The following is a 24,533-nucleotide window of genomic DNA, read 5'->3' on the forward strand; positions in this document are numbered from 1 at the left end:
TCGTTGGTTGTTGGCGACATGGATATCGCTCCATTGCCACCCGAACGCGAATAGGATCAATGATCGTGGGCGACAACGTACAAGCGTGTGCCGGTGCGGATCGCGATCCGACCATCGGCGGCAGCGACACCGTAGACGATCGGGTCTCGGGCCGACGCGGCGGAATCCTTGCGACGCTCGGCAAAGCTTTTGGCCATCGCTTCGAGTTCATCGGCATCGATGCGACCGTCACCATCGGTGTCGATTCGACCGATCATCGCGCGGAACATCTCGGGCACTTCCTCACCCTCCAGGACGCCGTCGCCATTGGCATCGCCAGCCATCATGCGAGCCACCATTCCACCGCCGGGAGCTTTCTTTGGTCCCTCGCCACCGTGACCGCCGACCGGGCTCTCTTTTGTAGGAATGGCTTCCTTTGCATGCGCACCGGGGGCGCCGCCTCCTCCATGGCCGCCATGACCACCTTGGGATTCCCGGTAGTGCAGCGGAGCCGGCGGATTGCTTACGTCCCATAGTGCGTTTACCGCCAGTTCTTCGTAGGTGGGACCAGCGCGGACGACTTTCGTTTCGCCGCTCTTGGCAAAAAAGTAAACCAAATCGCCGGCGACGATCGGCGTTGCCCAGCAAGCCAACGACAATCGTTTTCGATATGCGATCTCCCCGGTGGCGATATCGATGCAGTGCAGCACGTTCGCTTTGTTCAAAAAGTAGACGAACTCACCGCATACCACCGGGCTGGCGTATTCACTGATCGCCTTTTCGGCCCGCCAAAGGACCTCGGGTTTGCCGTCCTTTAATCGCGAGAGGTCCACCGCGCAATTGGCTCGGACTTGCCCGTCGCTCGAGAATTCGGGCAACCGCGCCGCGACGATCAATCGCTCGCCGTCGACAACCGGCGAGGGAACCGAGTTGCCTTCGACACCATCTAGCTGCCAGACCTCGCTTCCATCGGCGGTGTCGTAGCCCGTCACCGTGCCACCGCTGCTGACGATCACTTGCGATCGGCCATCGACCGTCGCGATCACTGGCGAAGCCCACGATTTGGTTGAATCCCGCTCGATGGACCATCGCACCGAACCGTCTGTTTTGTTGATCGCGGAAAGCGATGACGGTCCGCCATGTTCAATCAGTAAGTAGAGCGACGTGGCATCCGAAGCTGGCGAAGCTCCGATGCCATGACTGTTATCAAACTTTCCCGACGTTTCCGTTTCGTCCCGGTGCCAAATCATTTCCCCTTCCCAATCGAGCGCGACAAAGTCGCCGGTTTCGAAGAACGCGTAAACCCCCGCCTCGTCGACGATCGGTGTCGGTGCGGCACGAGCGTTCATGTAGTTCGAAGGATGCTCGTTCGAAGAGGCTCGCCGGTACGACCAAGCCGCTTGCCCCGTCGCGAAATCCAAACAGTCCACTGCGATCTGCTGACAATTTGGCCCGATGACCGAAGTCACGATCACTTTGCCCGCATGGATCACTGGTGCCGATTGCCCGTAACCCTCCAGCTCCTTCTGCCACGCGATCCCCTCGCTCGCCGACCACCGCGTTGGTAGTGCCGATGACGCTCGCGAGGCTCCTCCGTCGCGGAAGCTGGACCAGGAACCAACCGCATCGTCGGCCCGCAGGAAACCGGTCGAGCTGAACATCAGACCGATGGACAAAACCGCAAGTCCCCGCAGAAACGAGGCGGCTTGCGAAAAACCATGAAAAGGAGCAGGAATCATGACTGTGGACTTTCTGGATGAAAACGAGGAATCAACAAGTTCTCGCATTGCACTGCAGGTGCACGCCGTATGCATGTGCGGTGGCGTTGCGGTAAATCATGACGTCATCGCGTCGCTTGTCAACTCCCAGATGCAAATACATTGCAAGAGTCGGCTCGGTTGCTTGAACCGTCATCGCCAGGGCTAATCAGTGTTTGTGCTTAGGGAAATTAGCCGCCACGCGTTAGCGTCCGGTTCTCCAGGTAAACCGGACGCTAACGCGTGGCGGCTGATACCTCAATTGGAAACACTCAATAGCCCTGCGGTCATCGCTTTCGCACTTGCAAAACGGTTGCGAACACATATGATGAAGGACTCTAAGGAGTTTTCATGAGCCAACACGATGAATCGCTTGACCTGGTCAAGCAAGCGATTCGCGACGCGGGGCTGCGAGCCACGCCGGCGCGGATTGCCACTTTGCAACTGCTTCGCCGGTCCTCTCAACCGCTGACCCATTCCGCTGTCGTCGAGGGCTTGGCGGACGTGAACGTCGACAAAGCGACAGTCTTTCGCAGCCTGAACGACATGGCTGAGGTGAAGTTGGTGCGTCGTACCCAAGTTGGTGATCACGTGTGGCGATTTGAAGCCATCGATCCCAATGACGAACACGACACCGGGCACCCTCATTTTTTGTGCGTCGACTGCGGCACCGTCTCTTGCCTGTCCGACGTCAAGCTGACCGCCGGGAGCCAGCGTGCCAGCGAGGCAGTTGGGGAAGTCACCCAGATTCTGTTGCAAGGTCACTGCAACGACTGCAAGTAGATGGGAACCCCATCGGCCGTCAGAGCAAACGAAGATCGTCAGCGTTGACCGCGACAGCACTCGCGGGATTCATCCAGCAATCGCCGACTCAGCGGACGCTCTGTTTGCGTCATCTCCCCCCGACGCGATTCTTGACGAGACGACTGGGTCCGTTCAACGTTTCACCGCAGCAAATGCTCTGAAGACACTCGACCGCCAGCCACTTCATTTGCAAGCACTTCGATAGCTCAGCGTTTTGCGAGGCACATGCGTTTCGAGTCCGGTCGAACGCGAGGGAGCGGAACTGGGGCTACTACAGAGCTGACGAAAATGGCAGTGACCAACAAATCATCCCCACGCACCGCGGATCCAATACCCCAAAAGTTTCCCCAGGCGATATGCAGGCGAAAAGAACCGAAGAGCCGATCGCTTCGCCCACAACGCAAAACACACCCCGCAGCTGCATTAATCGGCCAGCCCGTCCTCAACGTGTTACCCTGGGCCCGGGAACGCGAGACCATCGCAAGATGCGACGCGATAGAGCTGCTGAGCACTCGGGGCGAAGCGATCGTAATGTCTCCCGAGACATTCGATAACGCAAATTCCTAAGACTTGAGAAGGCCTGCTGCCGGTACCCCCCGGAGGCCCCATTTCTATCCCAAGGCCCAATCGCATGGCGTGCACGTATTCGTTGTCCGGCACGCTAACCTTCTTCATGCATGTGCGTTGCTTTACGTCTCAGCAATAGACTCCGACGATAAGAGCGCCTTCGGAGGTGAAACAATGGACGCGAGCTTCAATGTTCGTTTTGCGTCCCAGCAAAGGACTGAACCACGAAGCGACATCACGCTTCAGGTAGCCGAGCTGATTTCTGGTCACATCGAACACGGCGACGGCATGTGGATCATGCACATTGCTGGGTTCTTTTACGAGCCATATCTGGTCCCCCACACGAAGCCTACGAATATGGCTTTCCCGATTGCCTACGAAGTCTCCTACAACGCGAAACGTGTAGCGAGGATCTGAATCGGCGTTGCGGTTACGGTTTGGATGCGTGGTCATCGGCTCGATGACTTCTGCATCCACGATGTTCGGAATGAAATTACTCGACGGGCTTACCCCAAGCACGGGTTCGCCGCTGCACGTGTATTCTGCGACCAGTCCGAAACGAGCAGACAGCTCCGAAAGCATGGGAGTTTTCAAAAAGACGCTTTTGCCCGACGATCGATTGAACAAGATCCCGTCAGCATAGCGAGTGACTCGCTGAACCGAATTCAAAACGAACTTTTTTGATTGTAGTTCTCCGATCATGGAGACCTGTTTCGTTGTTAGGAACGCTGTCCCTGTACCAATTTCCTTCAGATAGTTGTCGCCTCCAAGTGGAATCACTGCAGGTCGTTTTAGCGTTGCAATTTCGAACCACGTCACATCGGCCATTGCAAGCGCCGATTCGTTCGCCGCCATTTTGAACGGACGGACAGATTCGAGTCAGGTGAAAAGATCCCCGAGTCTAACTCGTAGGCAAGTCGACAAAGGTGGATTTCCCGGTATCCAGACCGTTTGCATCGGGCCCCGTCGCAGCACCTCAATAAGACGCCTACAGCAGAACTGGTAGTGATTCGATGTGGTAGGCAGGATCGAATGATTAGTCGACGAGAGACTTGCAGGCACGGCACGACGGGTACAGAAACACGCCAACAAGATTACGAAACGAAAGCGGCGGGGCTAATTCGATAGCCCCGCCTGCGTTACCGTTCGATATTTGGGTAGATATTGGCCAAGCCGGAATTAAACCAAATCGACTTTGTCCTTCCGGCGTCTGCGACTTGCGACTAGGCTCAAGGCACCGATACCAAAAATTGCGAGGGAAGTGGGTTCCGGGACAGTACTCACACTTGCGGCGTCCCGGAAAGTTATCGTCCCCCAGTCCGTTTGGGCACTCCAACCGTCAACCATTCCGATACCGAGCACAGTCTGTCCCGGCAAAACGAGTCGGCCATTAATGGCTGTGTTGGGAAGTCCCCAGTCTCCCCAGAGATTCATTGATACGGTGGAACCGTCAATTCCGTGGAGCACACCGAACATAAAACCCGTTCCGGAGCTAAAGCCGTCTTCATCCACATAATCGGCACGGATGTTTGTTGCGAATAGTCCCGGCGTATGTGAGGCTCCATTGTCATTTCCCACAAAACCAAAACCGCCAACAGCACTAAAGAATACGGTCTGGCTGGCGCCTATGTGCGATACAACCGAGCGTTTTCCCGGTATTATAGTGCCAGTGTCTGCGTCTAAAGAGCCAGCATAGTCGAAGAACAAATCCTCTCCGTTATCATAGTAGGTGATAATGACACCCGCGTGCAACTCTTCCGCCATAACAACGGTCATCGCGATGCATGCAATCGCTAACACAAAACGTCTCATTTCGTTTCCTTGAATGTATCCTCTTGTTGAGGATGAGTTGAGTAATAGATTCAATAAAATCTTGTAGAATACACAGCGATTCCACTGCGATATGGGCAGAGCGGATGAAGCCGTGACCCGTTAACAAAAACAATTGTTGTGTCTCTATGAAGGTTTCAGGAGAGAACGATAGTTTGGCGGATGCGGCAGGCAACTGTCCCCGATCGAGAATTGCCAGCGCAATTCCGCGGCTGGCAAAGGTGGCTTAACGCCGTCCAAGGACGCCGTCGAACCCGTAGTGTCGGACGCCGATGTAGCAAGTCCCTTCACGGGAATAGTGCGCTGAATCTGCTCCTGATGTTCCCCCTCGCCCTCGGGAACAACACCCAGAATAGACGCGGGGCCACTTGCCTGAGAAACGCTCGAACCTAGCTGCGAATGGACCATCAGCCCGGCCTTTGCCAGCGACGGGCAAAGCATCAGCGTTAAGATTATCAGGGGCATTCTGGCATCCATGTGAGCAATCGTAGCCAACCGTCCGGGGGGCAACAAGCACTCGCCCCCGTTTTCCGTCAAAATCTGCAAAGTTGTGCGGTTGAGGCGAGCCAGGCTCACTGCAAAGGAAAGGCAAGATTCTGGAGTCGCCGACCTAGCCCCCAGCGTTCCCCACCCTTTGCCGCAGCAATAAGATGCCAAGAAACTGATACGGACGGCTGAAATTGCCACTCCATCGCGGATTAATCCAGAGCCGTCGATTTCCAACGGCCCTAGCATGGGGCAGGAAACAAAGATCGGTTTATTCGATTCGCACTTTCTTCAACACTTCAGCCACTGCCGTTTATTAACTGTTGGCCAATCCCACCAAAAGGTGGCTGAACAACCCGCATTACAAATTCGATTTCATAGCTCCCGCCCCCCCACTGGTTAAACCAGCCGAGGTTGCAGCTGCGACACCCAAGCTCTGCCCTGATCGGCCGCTTGCACAAATACGTATCCAGAGTCACCTTTCGTCTTCTGCTTGGGCTAGAGGAGTTCGAAATCACGTTGCCGGCAGAAACGTGGTTCCCTCGTCATTTAGATTGACCTTCTGCCTACCTGAGCAGAACGCTTGCCGTTTTACGGCGTCCGTTCCGTGTTGTCGGGATCGCCGAAGGTGCAAGCGAAACGAAGCGTCAGACGCTACAACGAGGGTTCCGACTCCGCGTCCGCAAACCTCAGGCGGCGCCCCCCCACGAAATCGGTTTCAGGGGGGCCACTCGCATAGAATGATTTCCTCTGCCGCATCGAGAGGACTTTCGCTGGCGGGGGCCCGCTTAGATCTATAGCAGGGCTGCGGTAAAGCTACGAAAAAAGCCGGCACAGGTCGTTTTGACCTATGCCGGCTTGTTCGTTCGGACGCGGCTTTTGCCGAGCAAAAGGCGACCTTTGGAGTTGCGGGAGCCAGATTCGAACTGACGACCTCGAGGTTATGAGCCTCGCGAGCTACCGGGCTGCTCCATCCCGCACAGGTATCTTCGGCATTCTGCGTGCCAAAGTCAAGGGCCGATCGGAATTTTATTCAGATCGCTGCGAAATCTTCATTTCCCCTTAGCTTTTCCACTGTCAGGCGGCTCCGAAAGAGAGCTTCTCAGGCCGCTGGTTTGACTGAAATGTGACCGTGCGAATCTGGTTCATTCAGCATTTGCTGGTTCAGCGAAGCTTAAGTTAGGTCATTGGTCAAACATTGACATGCTTTGGGGCGACGATCGCACGCCAAATGCCGCTGCGCTGCGAGGCTGGTTCCAAGGAGTGGGGTGATGGCTCACCAGTTGTCGGGGCCGAGTGAATGTGGCGGTTTCGCGTGGCGACGCAATACCTGTCTGCTTCGTTTTAAGCTGGCCAACGATTGACATTAATCCGAAATTCCGCTCCGTTGGCGTGCGATTGTTTTGTCTTCCATTCGCCGCAGATGCTATCTTGCGTAGAATGTAAGAGTTCCGTGCAATAAGGGCGTTTCCTGTCGAATTGCGGGCAACCGATCCAGGTCCGAGCGGTTGTCGACGCGATGCCGTCGCAATCCGGTGGTGGAAGCGACCCGAGAGGATCCCCTTATCTAATTGGTCAATCGAGGTTTTTTCGTGGCTCAGTCCAGCGCATCCAGCGATCCTCCGTCGTCTGCGACTCCACCGCCACCGCCACCGCCCCCGATGCCCACCCCCGTTCCCGTACGGCAACCGCCCCCTCTGAAGCAGCCTGCGCCAATCGCCTCGGCCGCTCCCGTCGAGCCTCCCTCTGGCAGTCGTTGGCGTGGGCAGGAATCTGCAGCCGCGCCGCCGCCGAGTGCAGCCGCACCGTCGAATCCTCAAAAGAAACAACCGCCGTCTGCCAACGATCTGTCGAGCCTTCCCGAGGATGCCGAAGCGGAGGAAGCTAACGACCTGTTGGAAGTCGAAAAGTCGGCTCCCGCGTGGCTGATCAGCTTAGTTGTCCACTTGGTCGCGCTGCTGCTGTTGGCACTACTCACCCTGCCGAGCACCGTCGGTGTGGGCCGATTGATGATCGAACTCGGAGTCTCCGAGGAACAGGAAGAGATCGACCTGGCGACGTTTGAACTGGACAGTACCGACGTGCCCGATACGCTCGAAACTGCGGAGATGTCCGAACTGGCCGAGGTTCAAGTCGATGACAGCTTCGCCCCGATGGAGATGTCGGAGTTTATCGCACCGGTCGAAGTCGGACCGATCACCGCCGAGCTTTCCGTCGGTTCCGCTCTGACAGGCCGAACCGGCGCGATGAAACAAGCGCTCCTGGCGACTCACGGCGGAACCCCAGCGACTCAAAACGCGGTCCAAATGGGACTGGAGTGGCTCAAACGTAATCAACAGCGTGGCGGTTTCTGGAGCTTGTCGGGACGCTATTCCGACGGCTCGAGCACCGAAAACAAACCTGCCGCCACGGCGATGGCGCTGCTGGCGTTTCAAGGGGATGGCCACACACATCTCTCGGGCGAGTTCAAGGAACAGGTTCACGACGGGATCAAATGGCTGGTCAATCACCAAGATCGCGAGGGGAGCTTTGTGACCAAGTCGCAGGTCCCCAGCCACCAGGCGTTGTATGCCCAGGGACAATGTATGATCGCGATCTGCGAACTCTACGCGATGACCAAAGATTCATGGCTCCGCGAACCGGCACAACGCGCGGTTAATTACGCGGTCGAGATTCAGTCGAAAGAGGGAGGCTGGCGTTATTACCCACGCCGCGAATCGGACACCTCCGTCACCGGATGGTTTTTGATGGGGCTGAAGAGTGCCCAAATGTCCGACCTGGTCGTACCAACTTCGACGATGGCAAACATCGAAAAATACCTCGACACCGTCTCGCACTACGACGGCTCCGCCTACTCCTATCAACCCAACAGTCCTCCCTCCCGTGCGATGACAGCGGAGGGATTGTTGTGCCGCCAATATTTGGGTTGGGAAGGGGACAACCCCGCGCTGCAAGAAGCGGTTATCACAATCGACGAAAACTATCCGTTTAACTTCGAAGATCGCGATTTCTATTACTGGTACTACGCGACTCAGGTGCTGCACCACTACGGCGGCACGCCCTGGCGGAATTGGAACAGCGTGATGCGGGAGGAGCTACCCAAGGCGCAAGTCGCATCGGGACGCGAAGCCGGCAGCTGGGCGCCGCAAGGATCGCGATGGGGCAGCTCCGGCGGGCGACTCTACACGACCTGCCTGTCGCTGTTTTGCCTGGAAGTCTATTACCGCCATCTGCCGTTGTACGGAAATAAGTAGTCGCGAACCAACGACCGGCCAATTCACAAACGGGCCGAGCACCGTTTCAGTGTGATGTATCAGCCGCCACGCGTTAGCAGCTTGTCGGTATAGTCACAACGAGCTTCCTTGCATTAGCCGTTTGGGCGTTAGCCCCGGTTTAGTGGCAGCGGAACCGGGGCTAACGCCCAATCGGCTGATTAAACCGCCACGCGTTGGCGTCCGGTTCTCTTTGACGACGACGCGCTAACTAATTCGCCCACTCACAAAAACTCAACAGCCAGCTTGCGCACGAAAAAAGCGGCTTCGTGGAATTCCCACGAGCCGCTTTTTTGATACTAGCAACGACCGAGATCGTTGTATTGGTTTGCACTCAGCCGTTCTTCACTAGTAGGTGAAGGTCAGGCCCAGGTCCAAGCCGTGCAAGAAGAAGCTGTCGGTGTCGAACTCAAAGTTAGGAACGTTGGTTCGCGTTGGCGAGTTCAGACCGGCTTCGGTGCGAGTGCTGTCGATGCGGTTGTCGATGTGATTGCCCGCCAGAGCGACATCCGACCACATCATCAGGCTGTAGCCGACATTGAAGGTCGCACACTTGCAGACGCGGTATCCCAATTTGACGTTGGCTTCGGGAGCGAAGGTGAAGGTGTCGCGTTCGTACACGCCGCCGTTGCCTTGAACCAGCAGACCGCGATCGCCCGAGGTCAGCACGCCGCCACCAACGGTCTCGTATTGCGAGTTGCCCGAGATGCGAACGCGTTGATTCATGTTACCCAAGTGAACTTTGGTCAGCGAGCTGAACATGAAACGTCCCTTGACGACCTGGGTCTCGAAACCGATCTGTCCACCGTGGAAGGTGTTCTCGGCGTCGAACGCGTCGCGGAAGTCGTAGATGTTCTGCGGCGACAAGTTGCCGGCAACTGTGTTGTTCAAAATCGAACGTCCCTGCAGGATGATCGAATCGTCCAGCGAGTGGAACGTGTAACCACCGATCAGGTCGACGCGGAAGTCGGCGGTGCGAGCCATCAGAGCTCGTGCGTAAACTTCCGATCCGATGAAGTCGAGTTCGCTGGTCGCCGAAACGTTACCGGTGACAACTTGGCCGCCGCCCAGATCTTGTCCGATTGGCAACAGTCCAAACGTTCCGATGGCAACTCCCAAGCCTGGGCCAAGTGGTGGAACCGCAGCGACGTCGAAAAACGGAACGCCGTAAGAAGGTCCACTGCCGTTGGAGCTAACGCTGACGCTGTCGCCACCGCTCCACAATCCGTAGACGCGGCCGCCGATGCCGTACGTGTGGTCGTTGTCCAGGTAGCTACCGAAGTCGATCCGGTTACCGATCATCATGTCCGATTCGATTCCGTTTTGGCCACCAAACAGGACCGAAGTCCCTGCGTTGCTGACGTCCGGAACGACGGGACGTGTGCCGAAGTCGGGGTTGGTGCTGATCAACGCGGGGCTGTCGCGGTCTTCAGCCCACCACAGCAGTGCTTCGACGCGGCCCCAAGTTCGCCCGGAACCCTGGCGAGCCGACTGGCGTCCAAAGAGTCCCGAAAGGTACCGTCGCCGGCCGATGCTGTCGCAACCGTCGTCGTATAATTCATCACATGCAGTGTCGCAGCTGGTGGTGAAACCTTGCGAGCCATACGAAGCCGAGTGTTGCGGCTGGCTGGGCGCCGCAGCCGGCACGGGCACCGAAGGCGCGTGGGCATGGGCGTGTGGTGTTTCGGAAAGGTCACCTACATAGTTAGTGTAACCAATGGAGTTCTTGTAACCTTTTGCCTGGCCGGGTTCCCCCGCCCATGCTGAAACTGTTCCGGCAAGAACAGCAACAACGGTCAGCCAGATGTTTGTACGTTTCATTTTCTTTCGGCTCGCGTTTGCGGGATATTTGCCACGACTGGTACCATTGAATCGACAGCTACAAGTAGAAATTCCAGACCAATCCGAACGCGAAGAATAGACAACCCAAACAACCCATATTACACGTCGTGTTCAACGCACCTTACCCAACCTAACGCCAGCACCCGGGTTATGATGGCGACTCTTATCAGCTAGCTCATGGAAAACGGTATGTCTACCAGCGAAACAGCCCCCGACCCGTTGGATAATTCCAACGAATCGGCCCCCACGCCAGTTGCCCAAGATCCCCAAGCTCCCGAGTCGCGGTCCGATAAGGATGTGCCTCTGAAGAGTTGGTTGGGGATGGGAGCTTCGACGCGAATCCGCCGCTGGCAGGCCCAGCTGCAGAAGATCGCGCAGTGGGAACCGGAGCTGATCGAGGAGTCGAACGAAGCGATTCGCAAGCGGAGTCTGGCGTTGCGATACCGGGCGAAATCGGGCGAATCGCTCGCTTCGCTGATGCCCGAAGCGTATGCGTTGGTTCGCGAAGCGGGTCGTCGCACGCTGGGGATGCGGCACTACCAAGTGCAGATGATCGGTGGGATCGCGTTGCACGAAGGCTGCATTTCCGAGATGCAGACGGGTGAAGGCAAGACGTTGACCGCGACGCTGCCGCTGTACCTGCATTCGCTGCTCGGCAAGGGTTCCCATCTGGCAACCGTCAACGATTATCTGGCGAAGCGCGATGCCGAATGGATGACGCCGCTGTTCCGCACGCTTGGAGTTAGCGTTGGGATCGTGCAAACCGAATCGGATCAAGGCCAGCGCCGCGAAGCGTACGGCAGCGACATTACCTACGGAACCGCCAAAGAGTTCGGCTTCGATTTCCTCCGCGACCGCTTGCTGCTGCGAGCCCAAAACCGCTTGCAGTCGGACTTTTTAGGCGATGGCGAATCGAACTTCAACGACGGCGGCGGCGACAAACCTGTGATGCGAGGCGTCCACTTCTGCTTGGTCGATGAAGCCGACAGTATTCTGATCGACGAAGCGAGAACGCCGTTGATCATCGGTTCGATCGAAGATCAGGTCCGCGAACAGATCGTCCAAGCCTATCAATGGGCGGCTCGACACGCGCCGGAATTTGTCGAGGACGAACACTACGAGATCACCCCCGACTCCAAACAATACGAACTAACCGGACGCGGGCGTCAGGCGGTTCGCTCGCTGCCACGTCCCGACCTGATCCGAACGGTTGGCCTTGTCGATCTCTACGAGTTCATGGAGCGTGGCATCAAAGTCCATCAAGAGTTCTTTCTGGACCGGCACTACGTCGTCCGCGACGATGAGATCGTGATCGTCGACGAATTCACTGGCCGTTTGGCCGAGGGACGTAAATGGCGCGACGGGATCCATCAAGCGATCGAGGCCAAGGAGGGGATGGAGATCTCGGTCCCGACCGGTCAGGCCGCCCGGATCACGATCCAGGATCTGTTCCTGCGTTACAAATATCTTGCCGGGATGACCGGTACCGCCGCCACGTCGGCGCCCGAACTGAAGAAGATCTACCGCACGCCAGTCGTCCGCGTTCCCACCAATCGCCCGCCGCAACGTATCCCGCTGAAGGATCTCGTCTTCGGCGATATGGAATCGAAATTTGTTGCGATCGTCGACGAAGTGGTCGAGATGAATCGATTGGGCCGCCCGGTCTTGATCGGTACCCGATCGATCGACAAATCGGAACTGCTGTCGCAGATGCTCGAAGACAAAGGGATCAAGCACGAAGTCCTCAACGCCAACAAGGTCGCCGAGGAAGCGGCGATTGTCGAACAAGCGGGCAAACGAGGCCGCGTGACCGTGGCGACCAACATGGCTGGCCGCGGTACCGATATCAAGGTTCCCAAAGATGTCGAAGCCGAGGGTGGGATCCACGTGATCTGCACCGAACTACACGATTCGGCGCGGGTCGATCGCCAGTTGATCGGCCGCTGCGGCCGGCAGGGCGACCAAGGTTCCTACCGCCAGTATCTCTCGCTTGACGACGACATCCTTAAGAACGGTTATGGCCCGGTGAAGGCCGCTCGCTGGAAACAGTTGGGGGCCGCAAGTAGCGGCAGTTTCCAGAGCTATGCCCCGATGTTCCGCAAAGCTCAGCAGCGGGTCGAGAAGAAGCACTTCCGCGACCGGATGGTGCTGTTGCATCATGAGCGAGAGCGGAAAAAGATGCAGCGTGAAATCGGGCAGGATCCCTACCTCGACACGCCCGATTGATCCGGCGGCGGCGTGCGGCAGCGCTCGTTACCTCGCTTCGATCTGTCAAATCCAATTCTCCCACTCTCCCGCAGTCGGCCGCCGACCGATTGCGGCAGTGGGATGCGGTTCTACGCGCAGTGCCCCTCGCAGTCGCCCCGCACTGAAACTTCAAATCGACAAATTCATTCGCAGCAGCCACCAGGTTATGGATTATCCCTCGCCCGGGAGGTTACAATCGGACTCCGAACCAGGGCGGTTTGCGGCCCCTTTGGCAGCCGAGAACGGCTGCATCCCATCCACCAAACGCCTGCCCCATTCGAAACCACGCAAAATCACAAGCGTTCGAAACACAATTACTCTCACCCCAAGAAGACTGCTGATATGCGTACACTCAGCCTGCTTTGCCTGTTCGCCCTGACACTGCTTCCGCTTGCGGCAGCTCATGCCGAAGAGGACGGTTTCATTTCCATCTTCGATGGCAAGACTCTCGACAACTGGGACGGAAACCCTGCTTTTTGGAGCGTCGAAGACGGGATGATCACTGGTCAAACAACCGCGGATAATCCCACCAAAGGGAATACGTTTCTGATCTGGCGAGGCGGGGAAGTTGGCGATTTCGAATTGCAGCTGGAATACAAGTTGATCGGCGGCAATTCGGGGATCCAGTACCGCAGCTTTGAGGTCGATCCGGAAAAACAAAAGTGGGTCGTCGGCGGTTACCAAGGTGACTTCGAATCGGGCGACACCTATTCGGGAATCCTCTACGGCGAGAAGTTCCGCGGCATCTTGGCCAACCGCGGCCAGAAGACCGAACTGGTTCGTAACGATGGCAAATTCAAGGTGAACGTGGTTGGATCGGTTGGCGATTCGGCGACGATCCAATCGAAGATCAAGAAGGAAGACTGGAACACCTACACGATCACCGCCAAGGGCTTTGAGTTCAAGCACAAGATCAACGGCGTCCCAACAGCCGAATGTACCGACAACGATACCAAAGAGCGGCGTGCCAACGGGATCTTGGCGTTGCAACTGCACGCCGGCCCACCGATGAAGGTCCAGTTCCGCAACATTCGCTTGAAGCATCTTAAGTCGGCCGGCAGCGACGACGTGAGCCACAGCGACGCCAAGGAAAAAAAAAAGATAGTCTTCATCGCGGGTAAACCGAGCCACGGTTATGGTTCGCACGAACACTATGCCGGATGTCGGTTGTTGGCCAACGCGCTCACCGAAGCGATGCCAAATTACACCGCCGAAGTGATCAAAAACGGCTGGCCCGAAGCCGGCACCGACGCTCTTAAAGATGCCGACTCGATCGTCGTCTATTGCGACGGCGGCGGGCGTCATCTGCTGAATCCTCACATCGACGAACTGGCACCGCTGATGAAAGACGGTGCCGGTTTGGTCTGCATCCACTACGGTGTGGAGACCTTGGCAGGCAAGCCGGGCGATGCTTTCTTGGATTGGATCGGCGGCTATTTCGAAGCCAACTGGTCGGTCAATCCGCACTGGGTCGCAAAATACGAAACCTTCCCCGATCATCCGATCAGCCGCGGCGTGAAGCCGTTTGAAATCAACGACGAGTGGTACTTCCACATGCGGTTTCGCGACGGCATGAAAGGGGTCACTCCGATCCTCTCGGCTCATCCCCCCGAAGACACGATGCGCCGTCCCGACGGTCCGCACAGCGGCAACCGGGCGGTTCGCAAAGCTGTCGCCAACGGCGAGATTCAACACATGGCTTGGGCGGCCCAGCGCGATGGCGGCGGCCGTGGTTTTGGCTTCACCGGCGGCCACTTCCACTGGAACTGGGCCGATCCCAACTTCCGCAAAGTGATGCTCAACGCGATCGTCTGGACCGCTCACGGCGAAGTTCCCGCGGCGGGCGTTTCGACCGACGATCCGACCGAAGAACAACTAGAAGCCAATCAGGACGAGCCCAAACCTGCAAGCGCCGCGAAAGAAAAGAAGGGCAAGAAGATCGTCCGCACCGTCGTCAATCGCAAGGTGGCGGCCAAGCCGAAGCAGGAACTGAAGCCGCTGTTTCTTAGCGCTCCCGTCACCAAGCAGACGCCTGGGCAATCGGTAGCGATCGACGTACCGCTAGGCGACGCGAAGGAGCTGTATCTCGCAGTCACCGACGGCGGCAACGGGATCAGTTGCGACTGGGCCGACTGGGCGGAACCGCATCTGGTGGGGCCGGCCGGAAAAAAAAAACTAACTGAGTTGAAGTGGAAGCACGCGTCGTCCGGCTTTGGCCAAGTTCGCGTCGGTAAAAACGCGGGCGGTTCGCCGCTGCAGATCGCCGGACAACCGGTCGCTTATGGGATCGGAACCCACGCCCCGTCGGTGATCGGTTTTGATCTGCCCCCGGGCTACGATCGTTTTGTCGCTCGCGGAGGTCTCGACAACGGCGGGTCCGATCAATCGGGCTGCGGATCCGATGCGGAGGTTCTCTTTGCTGTCTACGACAAAATGCCGACGCTCGAAACTCCCGGTGCTTCCAGCGGATCGCGTGAAGCGAGCGCCGCTCTCGAAGGACTCGACGTCGGCCAAGAGCTGGCAGCCAGCTTGTTCGCCGCTGAGCCGCAATTGCTGAGCCCATCGAATATCGATATCGATCACCGGGGCCGGGTTTGGGTTTGCGAAATCGTCAACTACCGCAAGCACAAAGGAAAGCGTCCCGAAGGAGATCGGATCCTGGTCGTCGAAGATACCGACGGCGACGGGATGGCCGACAGCGAGAAGGTCTTCTATCAAGGGGACGACATCGATTCGCCGCACGGCGTCTGCGTCTTGGGCAACAAAGTGATCGTTTCGGCCGGCGACAAAGTATACCTGTTCACCGATTCGAATGGCGACGACAAGGCGGACAAGAAGGAGGTGCTGTTCAGCGGCATCTCCGGTTCGCAACACGATCACGGCATCCACGCCTTCACCTTTGGCCCCGATGGCAAGCTGTACTTCAACTTTGGCAACGCCGGCGGCCAACTGAAGGACAAGGATGGCAAACCGATCGTCGACGCGGCGGGGAACGAAGTCGCGGCGCAACGCAAACCGTACCAGGAAGGAATGGTCTTTCGTTGCAATCTCGACGGCAGCGAATTGGAGACCCTCGGCTGGAACTTCCGCAACAACTGGATGGTCACCGTCGATTCTTACGGCGGGATCTGGCAATCGGACAACGACGACGACGGCAACAAAGCCGTCCGCATCAATTATGTAATGGAGTACGGAAACTACGGCTACAAAGACGAAAAGACCGGTGCGGGTTGGAAAGCCGATCGAACCGGGATGCACACCGACGTTCCCCTTCGCCACTGGCATCTGAACGATCCGGGCGTCGTCCCCAATCTGCTTCAAACCGGAGCCGGTTCGCCGACGGGGATCACCGTTTACGAAGGCGATCTGTTGCCGATGTTCACAGGCCATCTGGTCCACTGCGATGCCGGCCCCAACGTCTGCCGGGCTTATCTGGTCAGCGACGACAAGGGCGGCTACACGGCCAAGATCCGCGAGATATTGACCGGGTCGCAGGACAAATGGTTCCGCCCCTCCGATGTGAAAGTTGCTCCCGACGGTTCGCTGATCATCGCCGATTGGTACGACCCTGGCGTGGGCGGACACGGAATGGGCGATCTCGATCGCGGGCGTTTGTTCCGCATCACGCCGATCAAACACGATGCGTCGTACAAGATTCCCAAGTTCGATTTCGAGACCGCGGCGGGGGCTGCCGAAGCGCTGAAGAACCCCAACTATGCAGTCCGCTACATGGCGTGGCAAGCGCTGCACGCGATGGGAGCCGACGCAAACGCTGAGCTGCAAAAACTGGCGGCTTCGAAAAATCCGATCTACCGCGCCCGAGCGTTTTGGTTGTTGGGTAAGACCGACGGCCAGGGTAACTCGACAGTGGCCAAAGCGATCCAAGATTCCGAACCCAACGTTCGCATGATGGGCATTCGCCTGGCCCGTCAGTTGGATTTGCCGCTCGACGAATTTGTCACGCCGCTACTTCGCGATCCCTCGCCGCAGGTTCGCCGCGAATTGGCAGTCGCGCTCCGCGAGAGTAAATCGGAAAAAGTGCCACAGCTGTGGGCTCAACTGGCCACGCAACACGATGGCAAGGACCGTTGGTACCTGGAAGCGTTGGGAGTCGGTTCGGATCTGCAAGCCGATGCCTGTTTCGACGCGTGGATCAAGGCGGTCGGCGACGCCTGGAACACGCCCGCCGGACGCGACATCATCTGGCGTTCGCGAGCTCCCGCGGCGACCGCTTATCTGGTCAAGATCTTGCAAGATCCAGAACTCAGCGAAGCCGACCAAGCCCGCTTCATGCGTGCCTTCGACTTCCACGAGGGACCAGAAAAAGAAGCGGCTCTGTTGAAGCTGCTAGGACTGTAAGCGGAACCTGCCCCCATCAGCCCTCGGTAGCACGTAAGTTCAAAGCCGCGGAGCTGGCGATCGCATAAAGCCCGCGGCGCAAGCCGCAGGATGACATCGCGCGATCGATTGCTCAAAGCCCCGGTTGGGGCGACAGCAAATTTGGATATGTCGCCCCTGCCCGGGGCTCGCGCGGTTTCGTCTTCATTCCTGACCTGCGGCTCGCGCCGCAGGCTTTACGCGGCCGCCGCTCCCGCGGCTTCGTTTTGGAGGTGCCAGACGTGTTTCCAGGCGGATACGTTTGCTCTAAACGTTCTATCACACCATCCTGATGGGAGAGCTTTGGGCACGTGGGTTCAAAGCCGCGGAGCTGGCGATCGCATAAAGCCCGCGGCGCGAGCCGCAGGATGTTTGGGCTCATTGGTTCAAAGCCGCAGAGCCGGCGATCGCATAAAGCCTGCGGCGCGAGCCGCAGGATCACATCGCGCAATCGATTGCTCAAAGCCCCGGCTGGGGCGACAGCAAATTTGGATCTGTCGCCCCTGCCCGGGGCTCCCGCGGTTTCGTCTTCATTCCTGACCCGCGGCTTGCGCCGCAGGCTTTATGCGGCCGCCGCTCCCGCGGCTTCGTTCCGGAGGTGCCAGGCGTGTTTCCAGGCGGATACGTTTGCTCTAAACGTTCTATCACACCATCCTGATCGGAGAGCTTCGGCCTCATCGGTTCAAAGCCGCGGAGCTGGCGATCGCATAGAGCGTGCGACGCGAGCCGCAGGATCTTTGGGCACATCAACTCAAAGCCGCGGAGCCGGCGATCGCGTAAAGCCTGCGGCGCGAGCCGCAGGATCACAACACGCAATCGATTGATCAAAGCCCCGGCTGGGGCGACAGCAACTAGAATCTGTCGCCCCTGCCCGGGGCTCGCGCCGATTCGGCTTCATCTCGGACCTGCGGCTTGGGCCGCAGGCTTTATGCGGCCGCCGCTCCCGCGGCTTCGTAACGGGAGGTCGCGCGTGTTACTCGGCGACGTTGCGATTCCAATCGACAACAACGAAACCGAGACCAATCTGCGCAGCTTCACGATTGGCACGTTTGAAGCAACAGATCATCCTTCGATGTCGGGACCGTGGCATCCCTCAAACCATGTTCAATTTGACTGGAGATCACAGACTCGCGAGCAAACAACAAAAAGCAAGACTCAACAGACAATAAGATCTTTCGTTGCGTCGGCTGCCGCTTTGGGATGAACGATTCCAGTTGTTCGTTTATCGTGCGACGCATTTGTTGTACACTTGCATCCGTAAACTTCCTAAACCGCCAACATTCTTTTCGCGCATCGGATTTATTGTCGCGTTAGCGCCGTTGCCGGCTCCGACTCCTTGTTTTTCCCGCGTTCCCACACGGTCTGTTTATGTTTCGTATTCCGCTGTCGATCGTCGCTTGTTTCGCTATGGGGGCGATTGCGTTTGGCCAAGAGGCAACGCCGCTCAGTCCGCGCGACAAATTGATCGTCGAAACGGTGTTGCGAATCAAAGACTTTAAGATCGAGTCATCCGCACCAGCCAAAGCGGCGCTGCTTCGCTATTTGCGATCCCAACCGGGGACGGAGCAATATTTTGAACTGATCGAACGCTTCGGGTTAACCGACGTCGCGGGTGAGCTAACCGAGTTTGCGATCGCTCACGCCGACGAAACCGCTGGCGTGCGGGCGGCGGAATTGCTGTTCAAGCTGGACAGTCAGAAGCTGTTGATCGATGCGATCTCGGCGGAAGCGAGTGAGCACGCGGTCGCTGCGGTCTCGTTGATCGGACGCGTTGCGGGAACCAAGACGCAGGAGATTCTGATGCCACTGGTCGCGGCGTCGGACAAGTCGGCCGAGCTGCGCGCCGCAGCGGTCGCCGGAATCGCGCGTCGCTCCGATGGCCAGCGTGCGTTGCTGAAGATCGTCGCCGATGGCAAACTGCCGGCCGACCTGAACTTCGCCGCCGCCAACGCATTGTTCGGCTCCGATGATAAATCAATCGTCGCCGAAGCCGCAAAGTACCTGCAGTTGCCCGCGACAGCTGACAGCCAACCGCTGCCGCCGATTTCGGAGCTGATCCAAAAGCGTGGCGATCCCGTCGCCGGAGCGATCGTGTTTCGTAAATCGGGAACCTGTATCAACTGTCATAAGGTTAAGGGCGAGGGGAAGGAGGTTGGCCCCGATTTGTCGGAGATCGGCAGCAAGCTGTCGCGAGAAGCGATGTATGTCGCTGTCTTAAACCCCAGCGCGGCGGTCAGCCACAATTTCGAGACCTATTCGCTGCTGACGATCGACGGCGATGCAACGACCGGTCTGTTGGTCAGCGAAACCGATGCTGCGGTGACGCTACGAAACGCCGAAGGGATCGACAAGACTGTCGCTCGCGATGATATCGAGCTGTTTCAAAAGCAAGCAAAGTCGCTGATGCCTCAGGATTTGCAGCGATTGATGACGGTTCCCCAATTGATCGACCTGATCGAATACACGCTGACGCTGACCAAATAGACACGCGTTTTGCTTGCCGATCGCCGCCACGGCGGCCGCTCGCTAGCAGCCCCAGGTTCGCGTGGCCAGCGGCGTTAGACACGTCGTAACCGGCAAATTCTACCAGGTTTGCTTAATCTGCATTATCGGCACTACCGATACTTCTCCATACAGACGACATGCGCTCCGTGTGCTGTCGTCGCGAGAATATCAGTCTTTCAGCCAATGCAGAATGATCATGCCGATGGCCAACATCCAAACCAGCTCTCCTCGGAATCTCGCCTTCGCATCGCTGACCTGGGTGATGTGCGTTGCGATCCTGTTCTCCGCCGTTGCGACCGCTCAAACGCGGCAACGCGAAGTGACTCGCGGGACCTACAACCCGCCGGTTTTGGAATCGGGAACTGCTGCACCGACCAAGGTGCTCAGCAGCCCCGCTCCCAATGCTGGCAGCAGCCGAGCAAAGGTTCGCCCTGAACCGCAACCGGAAGTCGTTCGCCAAGTCGATTACGAAGTGATCGAGCTGTCCGAAGGCCCCGCCGCGTTTGAGATGGGGTCGGGCTACTGCGATTCGGCCGGCTACTGCGATTCGATGGGTGGCGGTTGTGGTTGCGGTTCGCCAGCCTGTGGTGGCTGCGGTCCGGCGGCATGTAATCCCTGCTTCGGCTACGGTATGCCTTGCCAACGCTTCTTCGGATCGCTCGAATATTCAATGTACTGGCGTCGCGGTCAAACTCTCCCGCCGTTGATCACAACCAGTCCCGCCGGCACCGCAACAGATGTCGCAGGCGTGCTGGGGCAAACCTCGACAACGACCTTGGTTGGCGGACTGAATCGTGGCGAAATGACCTCCGGCGGCCGCGCTCAACTGGGCCTTTGGATGGACGACTTCCAATGCCGATCGATCCTGGTTCGCTTCTGGGCCATTGGTGACGAGACGTTCAACTATACAGCCGATCAATCGACAGCCGCATTTGTTGCCGTGCCGTTCAACAACGCAGCATTGAACAACCAAGCCGATGCATTTTTGATCGTCGAACCGGGGCAAGCGACAGGTAGTGTCAACGTCCAAACCCGATCCGAAGCTTATGGTGGCGACGCGTTGTTGCGACAGAAATGGCGAACTGGGCTGGGCGGACGCGTCGACGCATTCTGGGGCTATCAAACTGCTCGCATCAACGAACAACTGACCCTTTCGATCGATTCCGAAGGGCTCGACGGCGGGACTCGCCCCGGCCAACGCTTGCAGATCACCGATTCCTTCGATGCCAAGAACGAATTCCATGGAGCGACTTTTGGATTCGACAGCTTCTACCGCGAAGGCCCTTGGTCATGGACGATGCTGACCAAAATTGGCTTCGGTTCGATGCATCGCGAAGCAGCGATCCGTGGCAACACGATTCGCAGCAGCGGCGGGCTCGAATTCCCATCGTCCGAAGGATTCTTCGCTCGCAATTCGAACATCGGAGACACCAGCAGCAGCAAGTTCTCGGTCGCTCCCGAGTTCGACCTGAAGCTCGGTTACACCGTTCGGCCGGGTCTCGACATGACGATCGGTTACAGCTTCCAATTGTTCACCAACGTGGTTCAGCCCTCAGGCATCTTCGACACCAGCACAACGGATCTGGCCACGGTACCGACCAACCATCCATCGGTCCAGTTCGAAGACACATCGTATTGGATCCAAGCTTTGAACTTCGGTCTCGCCTGGAACTATTGATCCTCTGACGCTCCGTTCGAGACTTCCAAGCCAAGCGATGTGCTGTGTAAACCGGACATCGCTGGCACTACGACCCTCTGCGAGAGCGAGGGTCTTCGGTCGTTAGCGAATCGCCAGCCCCCGGCGTCACCGTCGCATCTACCCTCCGCATCATGGCTTCGTTAAATTGGCGACACGTGAGTTAAACGTGTTGCACCAATGACCGAGGCAGTCTGGGATGTCGAAGATCATCGCCGCGATGCTGATCTCGATCGCATTGGTCGCCGGACTGGTAGGCTGGTTGATCGTCGGCGACGGCGTCTCGCCACGCACTGTAAGCTCAGCAGCCAAGACTCCAGGCGGCGGAGCGAGCGACAGCCCCGAATCCGAAGAAGATCTACGGATCTATTGTGCGGCGAGCAATCTCGCGGTGATGGAACGGATCCGGCAGGACTACGAACAATCGACGGGGACGACGATCAGCGTTCAGTATGGCCCCTCGCAAAGTCTGCTGGCTCAATTACAACTGACGCAAACCGGTGATCTCTATCTTCCTGCCGACGACAGTTATCTAGTTCTCGCGGAAGATGCGGGCCTGTTGTCGCTGAGGCTACCGATCGCCACGATGCAGGTAGGATTGGCGGTTAAGCGAGGAAACCCGAAGCGGATCGCTGATTTCCCGGCGCTGCTGACAAACGAGATTCGCGTCGTCCAAGCCAATCCCGATGCGGCGGCGGTGGGGATGCTGACGCGTGCATGTCTGCTGCCATCGGGCAAATGGTCGCGCCTCGCCGATGCGACAACAGCCTTCCGCGGGACCGTCGTCGAAGTGGCCAACGATGTTCACGTGGGCGCCGCCGATGTGGGAATCGTCTACGCTGCGGTTCTGCATTCCTACCCCGACTTGGAATTTGTCGCGATCGAAGCACTGCGGCCAGCGAAGGCACAGGTTGCGATCGGCATTCTTAAATCGTCGAGGGCGCCGGGCCAGGCACTCGACTTCGCCCGCTATCTGACCGCACCCGATCGAGGACTGAAGGTCTATGCCGAACATGGGTTTCACGTCGCTGAGCAGGTTCTCAAATAGAAGGCCGCTGCCACGTACCCCCTTCCCCTGAACCGTTGTCAAGTTTCTAACGATCCGTCGATGCGATGGCGGTAGCGTTTCAAAAGGCCTCTTTTCAGCGACAGCGTTTGCCGCGAAGATCGACATCGCTCGTTGCCGCAATCCCGACCAATCGACGCTAGGTTCATTTGTCCCCATGACGCTCCAACGTAGTCCCGGTCGTCGGTTGCGAGATGTCGTCTTCTATCTGATCGTGGCGGGGCTGTCGGCGAATTTTGTGTTGTTGATCGTGTTGCTGCTGGCAGCCGATCTGATGTTCACATCTCCGGCTGAAATCGTGAAGGCGTTGCAAAAACCGGAGATCCGCGCGGCGTTTGGGCTGACATTATCTACGTGCACGATCACGGCGGTGTTGTCGGTGTGGGTTGCAACGCCGTTGGGTTACGCGCTGTCGCGGTACCGTTTTCCCGGCCGCAGCGTGGTCGACACGATCGTCGACATTCCGATCGTGCTTCCGCCGTTGGTGCTGGGGCTGAGTCTGTTGATCCTATTCCATCAACCCTTCCCGTTTTCGCAGTGGTTGTTTCCCGATTCGAATTGGCAGTTGGAAACGTGGTTGCGGGATCGCGTTGGATTTCCCGTCACCTTCCGTTGGCCGGCGGTGATTTTGGCGCAATTTGCCGTTGCTTGCGCGTTTGCCGTGCGGACGATGCGAGTGACTTTTGATCAGATCGATCCGCGTGCCGAAGATGTCGCCAGGACTCTCGGCTGCACTCGGGGCCAAGCGTTTATGCACGTGGCGCTTCCGCAGGCTTGGCGCGGCGTGATCGCTGCCGGAACGATCGCTTGGGCTCGGGCGCTGGGCGAATTTGGCCCGATCCTCGTCTTCGCTGGATCGACTCGGTTTCGCACCGAGGTCCTATCGACGACTGTCTTTTTAGAACTCAGCGTCGGCCAACTGGATGCTGCCGTGGCCGTCTCGTTATTGATGGTCGCGATGGCGATCGTCGTCTTGGTGACGCTTCGCTGGCTGGGAGCGGGGCTATCGACATGATGGAACTAGCCGATGTTAGTGTCGCTGCCGGAACGTTCTCACTTCGCGGGCTCAGCCTGCGGATTGAAACCGGCGAGTATGCGGTCCTAATGGGAAAGACGGGGATCGGTAAAACGACGATCCTGGAAACGATCTGCGGTTTAAGAAAGCTTGGCGGTGGCAAAATCCGGATCGCTGGAGTCGACGTTTCCGGCTGGTCGGCAGCCGATCGCAACGTCGGCTATGTGCCGCAAGACCTCGCGTTGTTTCCTACCATGACCGTCGGGCAACATCTCGAGTTTGCGTTGCGTTTCCGAAAGGTGCCGCGGCGCCAACGGGCGATTCGAGTCGGCGAGATGGCAACGACGTTGCAGATCGAATCGCTCCTGGATCGCAAAGTCGATGGACTCAGCGGCGGGGAAGCGCAACGCGTTGCACTGGGGCGGGCGTTGACGTTTGGCCCCTCGGTCCTGCTGTTAGACGAACCGCTCAGCGCGCTCGACGCGGAGACTCGGCAAAACGTGCAAGCCATCCTCCGGCAGATCAATCGCAAGACGGGCGTCACCGTGCTGCATGTGACTCACAGTCGAGGCGAAGCCGAATCGCTGGCCAACCGCTGGTTTTGTCTGGAGACAGTCGATGGAGCCGCTCGGATCCAGGAGAGGAGCTGAACACGAACCCGATGTCACTGCGGGATGGCGACTTATGCCATTCGCGCCAGCAGAACCAAGATACAGCTGCCGTCATCGATCACGTTCAGCCCCGCCTCGCGAGCCGCTTGGCTAGCTTGTTCGTCTTCGGCTCCGGGCTGCATCCAAACATGTTTCACACCCGCCGCGATCGCATCGTCGATGATCCGACGCGTCACCTGGGGCGGCGTGATGATCGAAACCGCATCGGGGACCTCGGGCAGGTCCGCGATCGTGGCAAACGCCGGCTGACCTTCGATCTCATCGGCGGCGGGGTTCAACGGAAAGACCTCGCGACCGCTCTCCAGCAGGGCGCGGAAGACCTTGTTGCCGTATTTCTCACGCTTGGGGGACGCACCGGCGACCGCAAACGTCTTGGCGGCCAAAAAGCTTTTCAGCGAGTCTTCGTTCATCGGATCGAT

General features: G+C 58.0%; 14 protein-coding genes and 1 tRNA gene. 9 read left to right on the forward strand and 6 right to left on the reverse strand.

Annotated features, from left to right (window positions below; all coding sequences use genetic code 11):
• Window positions 1–56: 56 nt before the first annotated feature.
• Entirely contained in the window at window positions 57–1,718 is a 1,662-nt protein-coding gene (locus tag CA51_RS14470) for an outer membrane protein assembly factor BamB family protein (protein ID WP_231745701.1), read from the reverse strand.
• Between the two features lie 369 nt (window positions 1,719–2,087).
• On the opposite strand from CA51_RS14470, the gene CA51_RS14475 reads away from it, so the two are divergent.
• Window positions 2,088–2,519: a Fur family transcriptional regulator gene (locus CA51_RS14475; protein WP_145121752.1), complete on the forward strand. Its 432-nt coding sequence runs from the start codon at window positions 2,088–2,090 to the stop codon at window positions 2,517–2,519.
• A gap of 717 nt (window positions 2,520–3,236) precedes the next feature.
• Here CA51_RS14475 and CA51_RS14480 read toward each other — a convergent pair.
• From CA51_RS14480 to CA51_RS14490, 3 genes are all read right to left on the reverse strand, one after another.
• Window positions 3,237–3,962 carry an HIRAN domain-containing protein gene (locus CA51_RS14480; protein ID WP_145121754.1) on the reverse strand — a complete coding sequence of 242 codons (726 nt, stop codon included), beginning with the start codon at window positions 3,960–3,962 and terminating at the stop codon, window positions 3,237–3,239.
• A gap of 324 nt (window positions 3,963–4,286) precedes the next feature.
• On the reverse strand, window positions 4,287–4,973 hold the full coding sequence (locus CA51_RS14485; protein ID WP_145121756.1) for a PEP-CTERM sorting domain-containing protein: 687 nt from the start codon (window positions 4,971–4,973) through the stop codon (window positions 4,287–4,289).
• Between the two features lie 1,356 nt (window positions 4,974–6,329).
• Window positions 6,330–6,403: transfer RNA gene (locus CA51_RS14490), tRNA-Met, on the reverse strand.
• A gap of 681 nt (window positions 6,404–7,084) precedes the next feature.
• Here CA51_RS14490 and CA51_RS14495 point away from each other — a divergent pair.
• Window positions 7,085–8,677, forward strand: a complete 1,593-nt coding sequence (locus tag CA51_RS14495) for a prenyltransferase/squalene oxidase repeat-containing protein (protein WP_231745702.1) — start codon at window positions 7,085–7,087, stop codon at window positions 8,675–8,677.
• A gap of 366 nt (window positions 8,678–9,043) precedes the next feature.
• Here the strand turns inward: CA51_RS14495 and CA51_RS14500 are convergent, their stop codons facing one another.
• Window positions 9,044–10,516: a BBP7 family outer membrane beta-barrel protein gene (locus CA51_RS14500; protein ID WP_145121758.1), complete on the reverse strand. Its 1,473-nt coding sequence runs from the start codon at window positions 10,514–10,516 to the stop codon at window positions 9,044–9,046.
• 210 nt (window positions 10,517–10,726) lie between these two features.
• On the opposite strand from CA51_RS14500, the gene CA51_RS14505 reads away from it, so the two are divergent.
• From CA51_RS14505 to CA51_RS14535, 7 genes are all read left to right on the forward strand, one after another.
• On the forward strand, window positions 10,727–12,763 hold the full coding sequence (locus CA51_RS14505; RefSeq protein WP_231745703.1) for a preprotein translocase subunit SecA: 2,037 nt from the start codon (window positions 10,727–10,729) through the stop codon (window positions 12,761–12,763).
• A gap of 363 nt (window positions 12,764–13,126) precedes the next feature.
• Window positions 13,127–17,143: a PVC-type heme-binding CxxCH protein gene (locus CA51_RS14510; RefSeq protein ID WP_145121762.1), complete on the forward strand. Its 4,017-nt coding sequence runs from the start codon at window positions 13,127–13,129 to the stop codon at window positions 17,141–17,143.
• A 1,386-nt stretch (window positions 17,144–18,529) separates the two neighbouring features.
• Complete coding sequence (locus CA51_RS14515; RefSeq protein ID WP_145121764.1) at window positions 18,530–19,645, forward strand: c-type cytochrome; 1,116 nt, start codon at window positions 18,530–18,532, stop codon at window positions 19,643–19,645.
• A gap of 223 nt (window positions 19,646–19,868) precedes the next feature.
• Window positions 19,869–21,344 (forward strand): BBP7 family outer membrane beta-barrel protein, encoded by a 1,476-nt coding sequence (locus tag CA51_RS14520; RefSeq protein WP_197451189.1) that lies wholly within the window; start codon window positions 19,869–19,871, stop codon window positions 21,342–21,344.
• 217 nt (window positions 21,345–21,561) lie between these two features.
• A complete protein-coding gene (locus CA51_RS14525; protein WP_145121768.1) occupies window positions 21,562–22,410 on the forward strand; it encodes a substrate-binding domain-containing protein in 849 nt (282 codons plus the stop codon).
• A gap of 175 nt (window positions 22,411–22,585) precedes the next feature.
• Window positions 22,586–23,443: an ABC transporter permease gene (locus CA51_RS14530; protein ID WP_145121770.1), complete on the forward strand. Its 858-nt coding sequence runs from the start codon at window positions 22,586–22,588 to the stop codon at window positions 23,441–23,443.
• Window positions 23,440–24,093 carry an ABC transporter ATP-binding protein gene (locus CA51_RS14535; RefSeq protein WP_145121772.1) on the forward strand — a complete coding sequence of 218 codons (654 nt, stop codon included), beginning with the start codon at window positions 23,440–23,442 and terminating at the stop codon, window positions 24,091–24,093. The genes CA51_RS14530 and CA51_RS14535 overlap by 4 nt, the downstream gene beginning before the upstream one ends.
• A gap of 32 nt (window positions 24,094–24,125) precedes the next feature.
• On the opposite strand, the gene CA51_RS14540 is transcribed toward CA51_RS14535, so the two are convergent.
• Window positions 24,126–24,524 (reverse strand): CoA-binding protein, encoded by a 399-nt coding sequence (locus CA51_RS14540; RefSeq protein WP_145121774.1) that lies wholly within the window; start codon window positions 24,522–24,524, stop codon window positions 24,126–24,128.
• Window positions 24,525–24,533 lie beyond the last annotated feature (9 nt).

The organism is Rosistilla oblonga (assembly GCF_007751715.1).
Taxonomy (GTDB): domain Bacteria; phylum Planctomycetota; class Planctomycetia; order Pirellulales; family Pirellulaceae; genus Rosistilla; species Rosistilla oblonga.

What these genes read in the sequence shown, in the direction of transcription:
- CA51_RS14500 (WP_145121758.1), bottom strand. Translation starts at nt 10,516, where the DNA reads ATGAAACGTACAAACATCTGGCTGACCGTTGTTGCTGTTCTTGCCGGA.
- CA51_RS14505 (WP_231745703.1), top strand. Translation starts at nt 10,727, where the DNA reads ATGTCTACCAGCGAAACAGCCCCCGACCCGTTGGATAATTCCAACGAA.
- CA51_RS14540 (WP_145121774.1), bottom strand. Translation starts at nt 24,524, where the DNA reads ATGAACGAAGACTCGCTGAAAAGCTTTTTGGCCGCCAAGACGTTTGCG.
- CA51_RS14510 (WP_145121762.1), top strand. Translation starts at nt 13,127, where the DNA reads ATGCGTACACTCAGCCTGCTTTGCCTGTTCGCCCTGACACTGCTTCCG.
- CA51_RS14525 (WP_145121768.1), top strand. Translation starts at nt 21,562, where the DNA reads ATGTCGAAGATCATCGCCGCGATGCTGATCTCGATCGCATTGGTCGCC.
- CA51_RS14535 (WP_145121772.1), top strand. Translation starts at nt 23,440, where the DNA reads ATGATGGAACTAGCCGATGTTAGTGTCGCTGCCGGAACGTTCTCACTT.
- CA51_RS14520 (WP_197451189.1), top strand. Translation starts at nt 19,869, where the DNA reads ATGGCCAACATCCAAACCAGCTCTCCTCGGAATCTCGCCTTCGCATCG.
- CA51_RS14470 (WP_231745701.1), bottom strand. Translation starts at nt 1,718, where the DNA reads ATGATTCCTGCTCCTTTTCATGGTTTTTCGCAAGCCGCCTCGTTTCTG.
- CA51_RS14530 (WP_145121770.1), top strand. Translation starts at nt 22,586, where the DNA reads ATGACGCTCCAACGTAGTCCCGGTCGTCGGTTGCGAGATGTCGTCTTC.
- CA51_RS14480 (WP_145121754.1), bottom strand. Translation starts at nt 3,962, where the DNA reads ATGGCGGCGAACGAATCGGCGCTTGCAATGGCCGATGTGACGTGGTTC.
- CA51_RS14475 (WP_145121752.1), top strand. Translation starts at nt 2,088, where the DNA reads ATGAGCCAACACGATGAATCGCTTGACCTGGTCAAGCAAGCGATTCGC.
- CA51_RS14515 (WP_145121764.1), top strand. Translation starts at nt 18,530, where the DNA reads ATGTTTCGTATTCCGCTGTCGATCGTCGCTTGTTTCGCTATGGGGGCG.
- CA51_RS14495 (WP_231745702.1), top strand. Translation starts at nt 7,085, where the DNA reads ATGCCCACCCCCGTTCCCGTACGGCAACCGCCCCCTCTGAAGCAGCCT.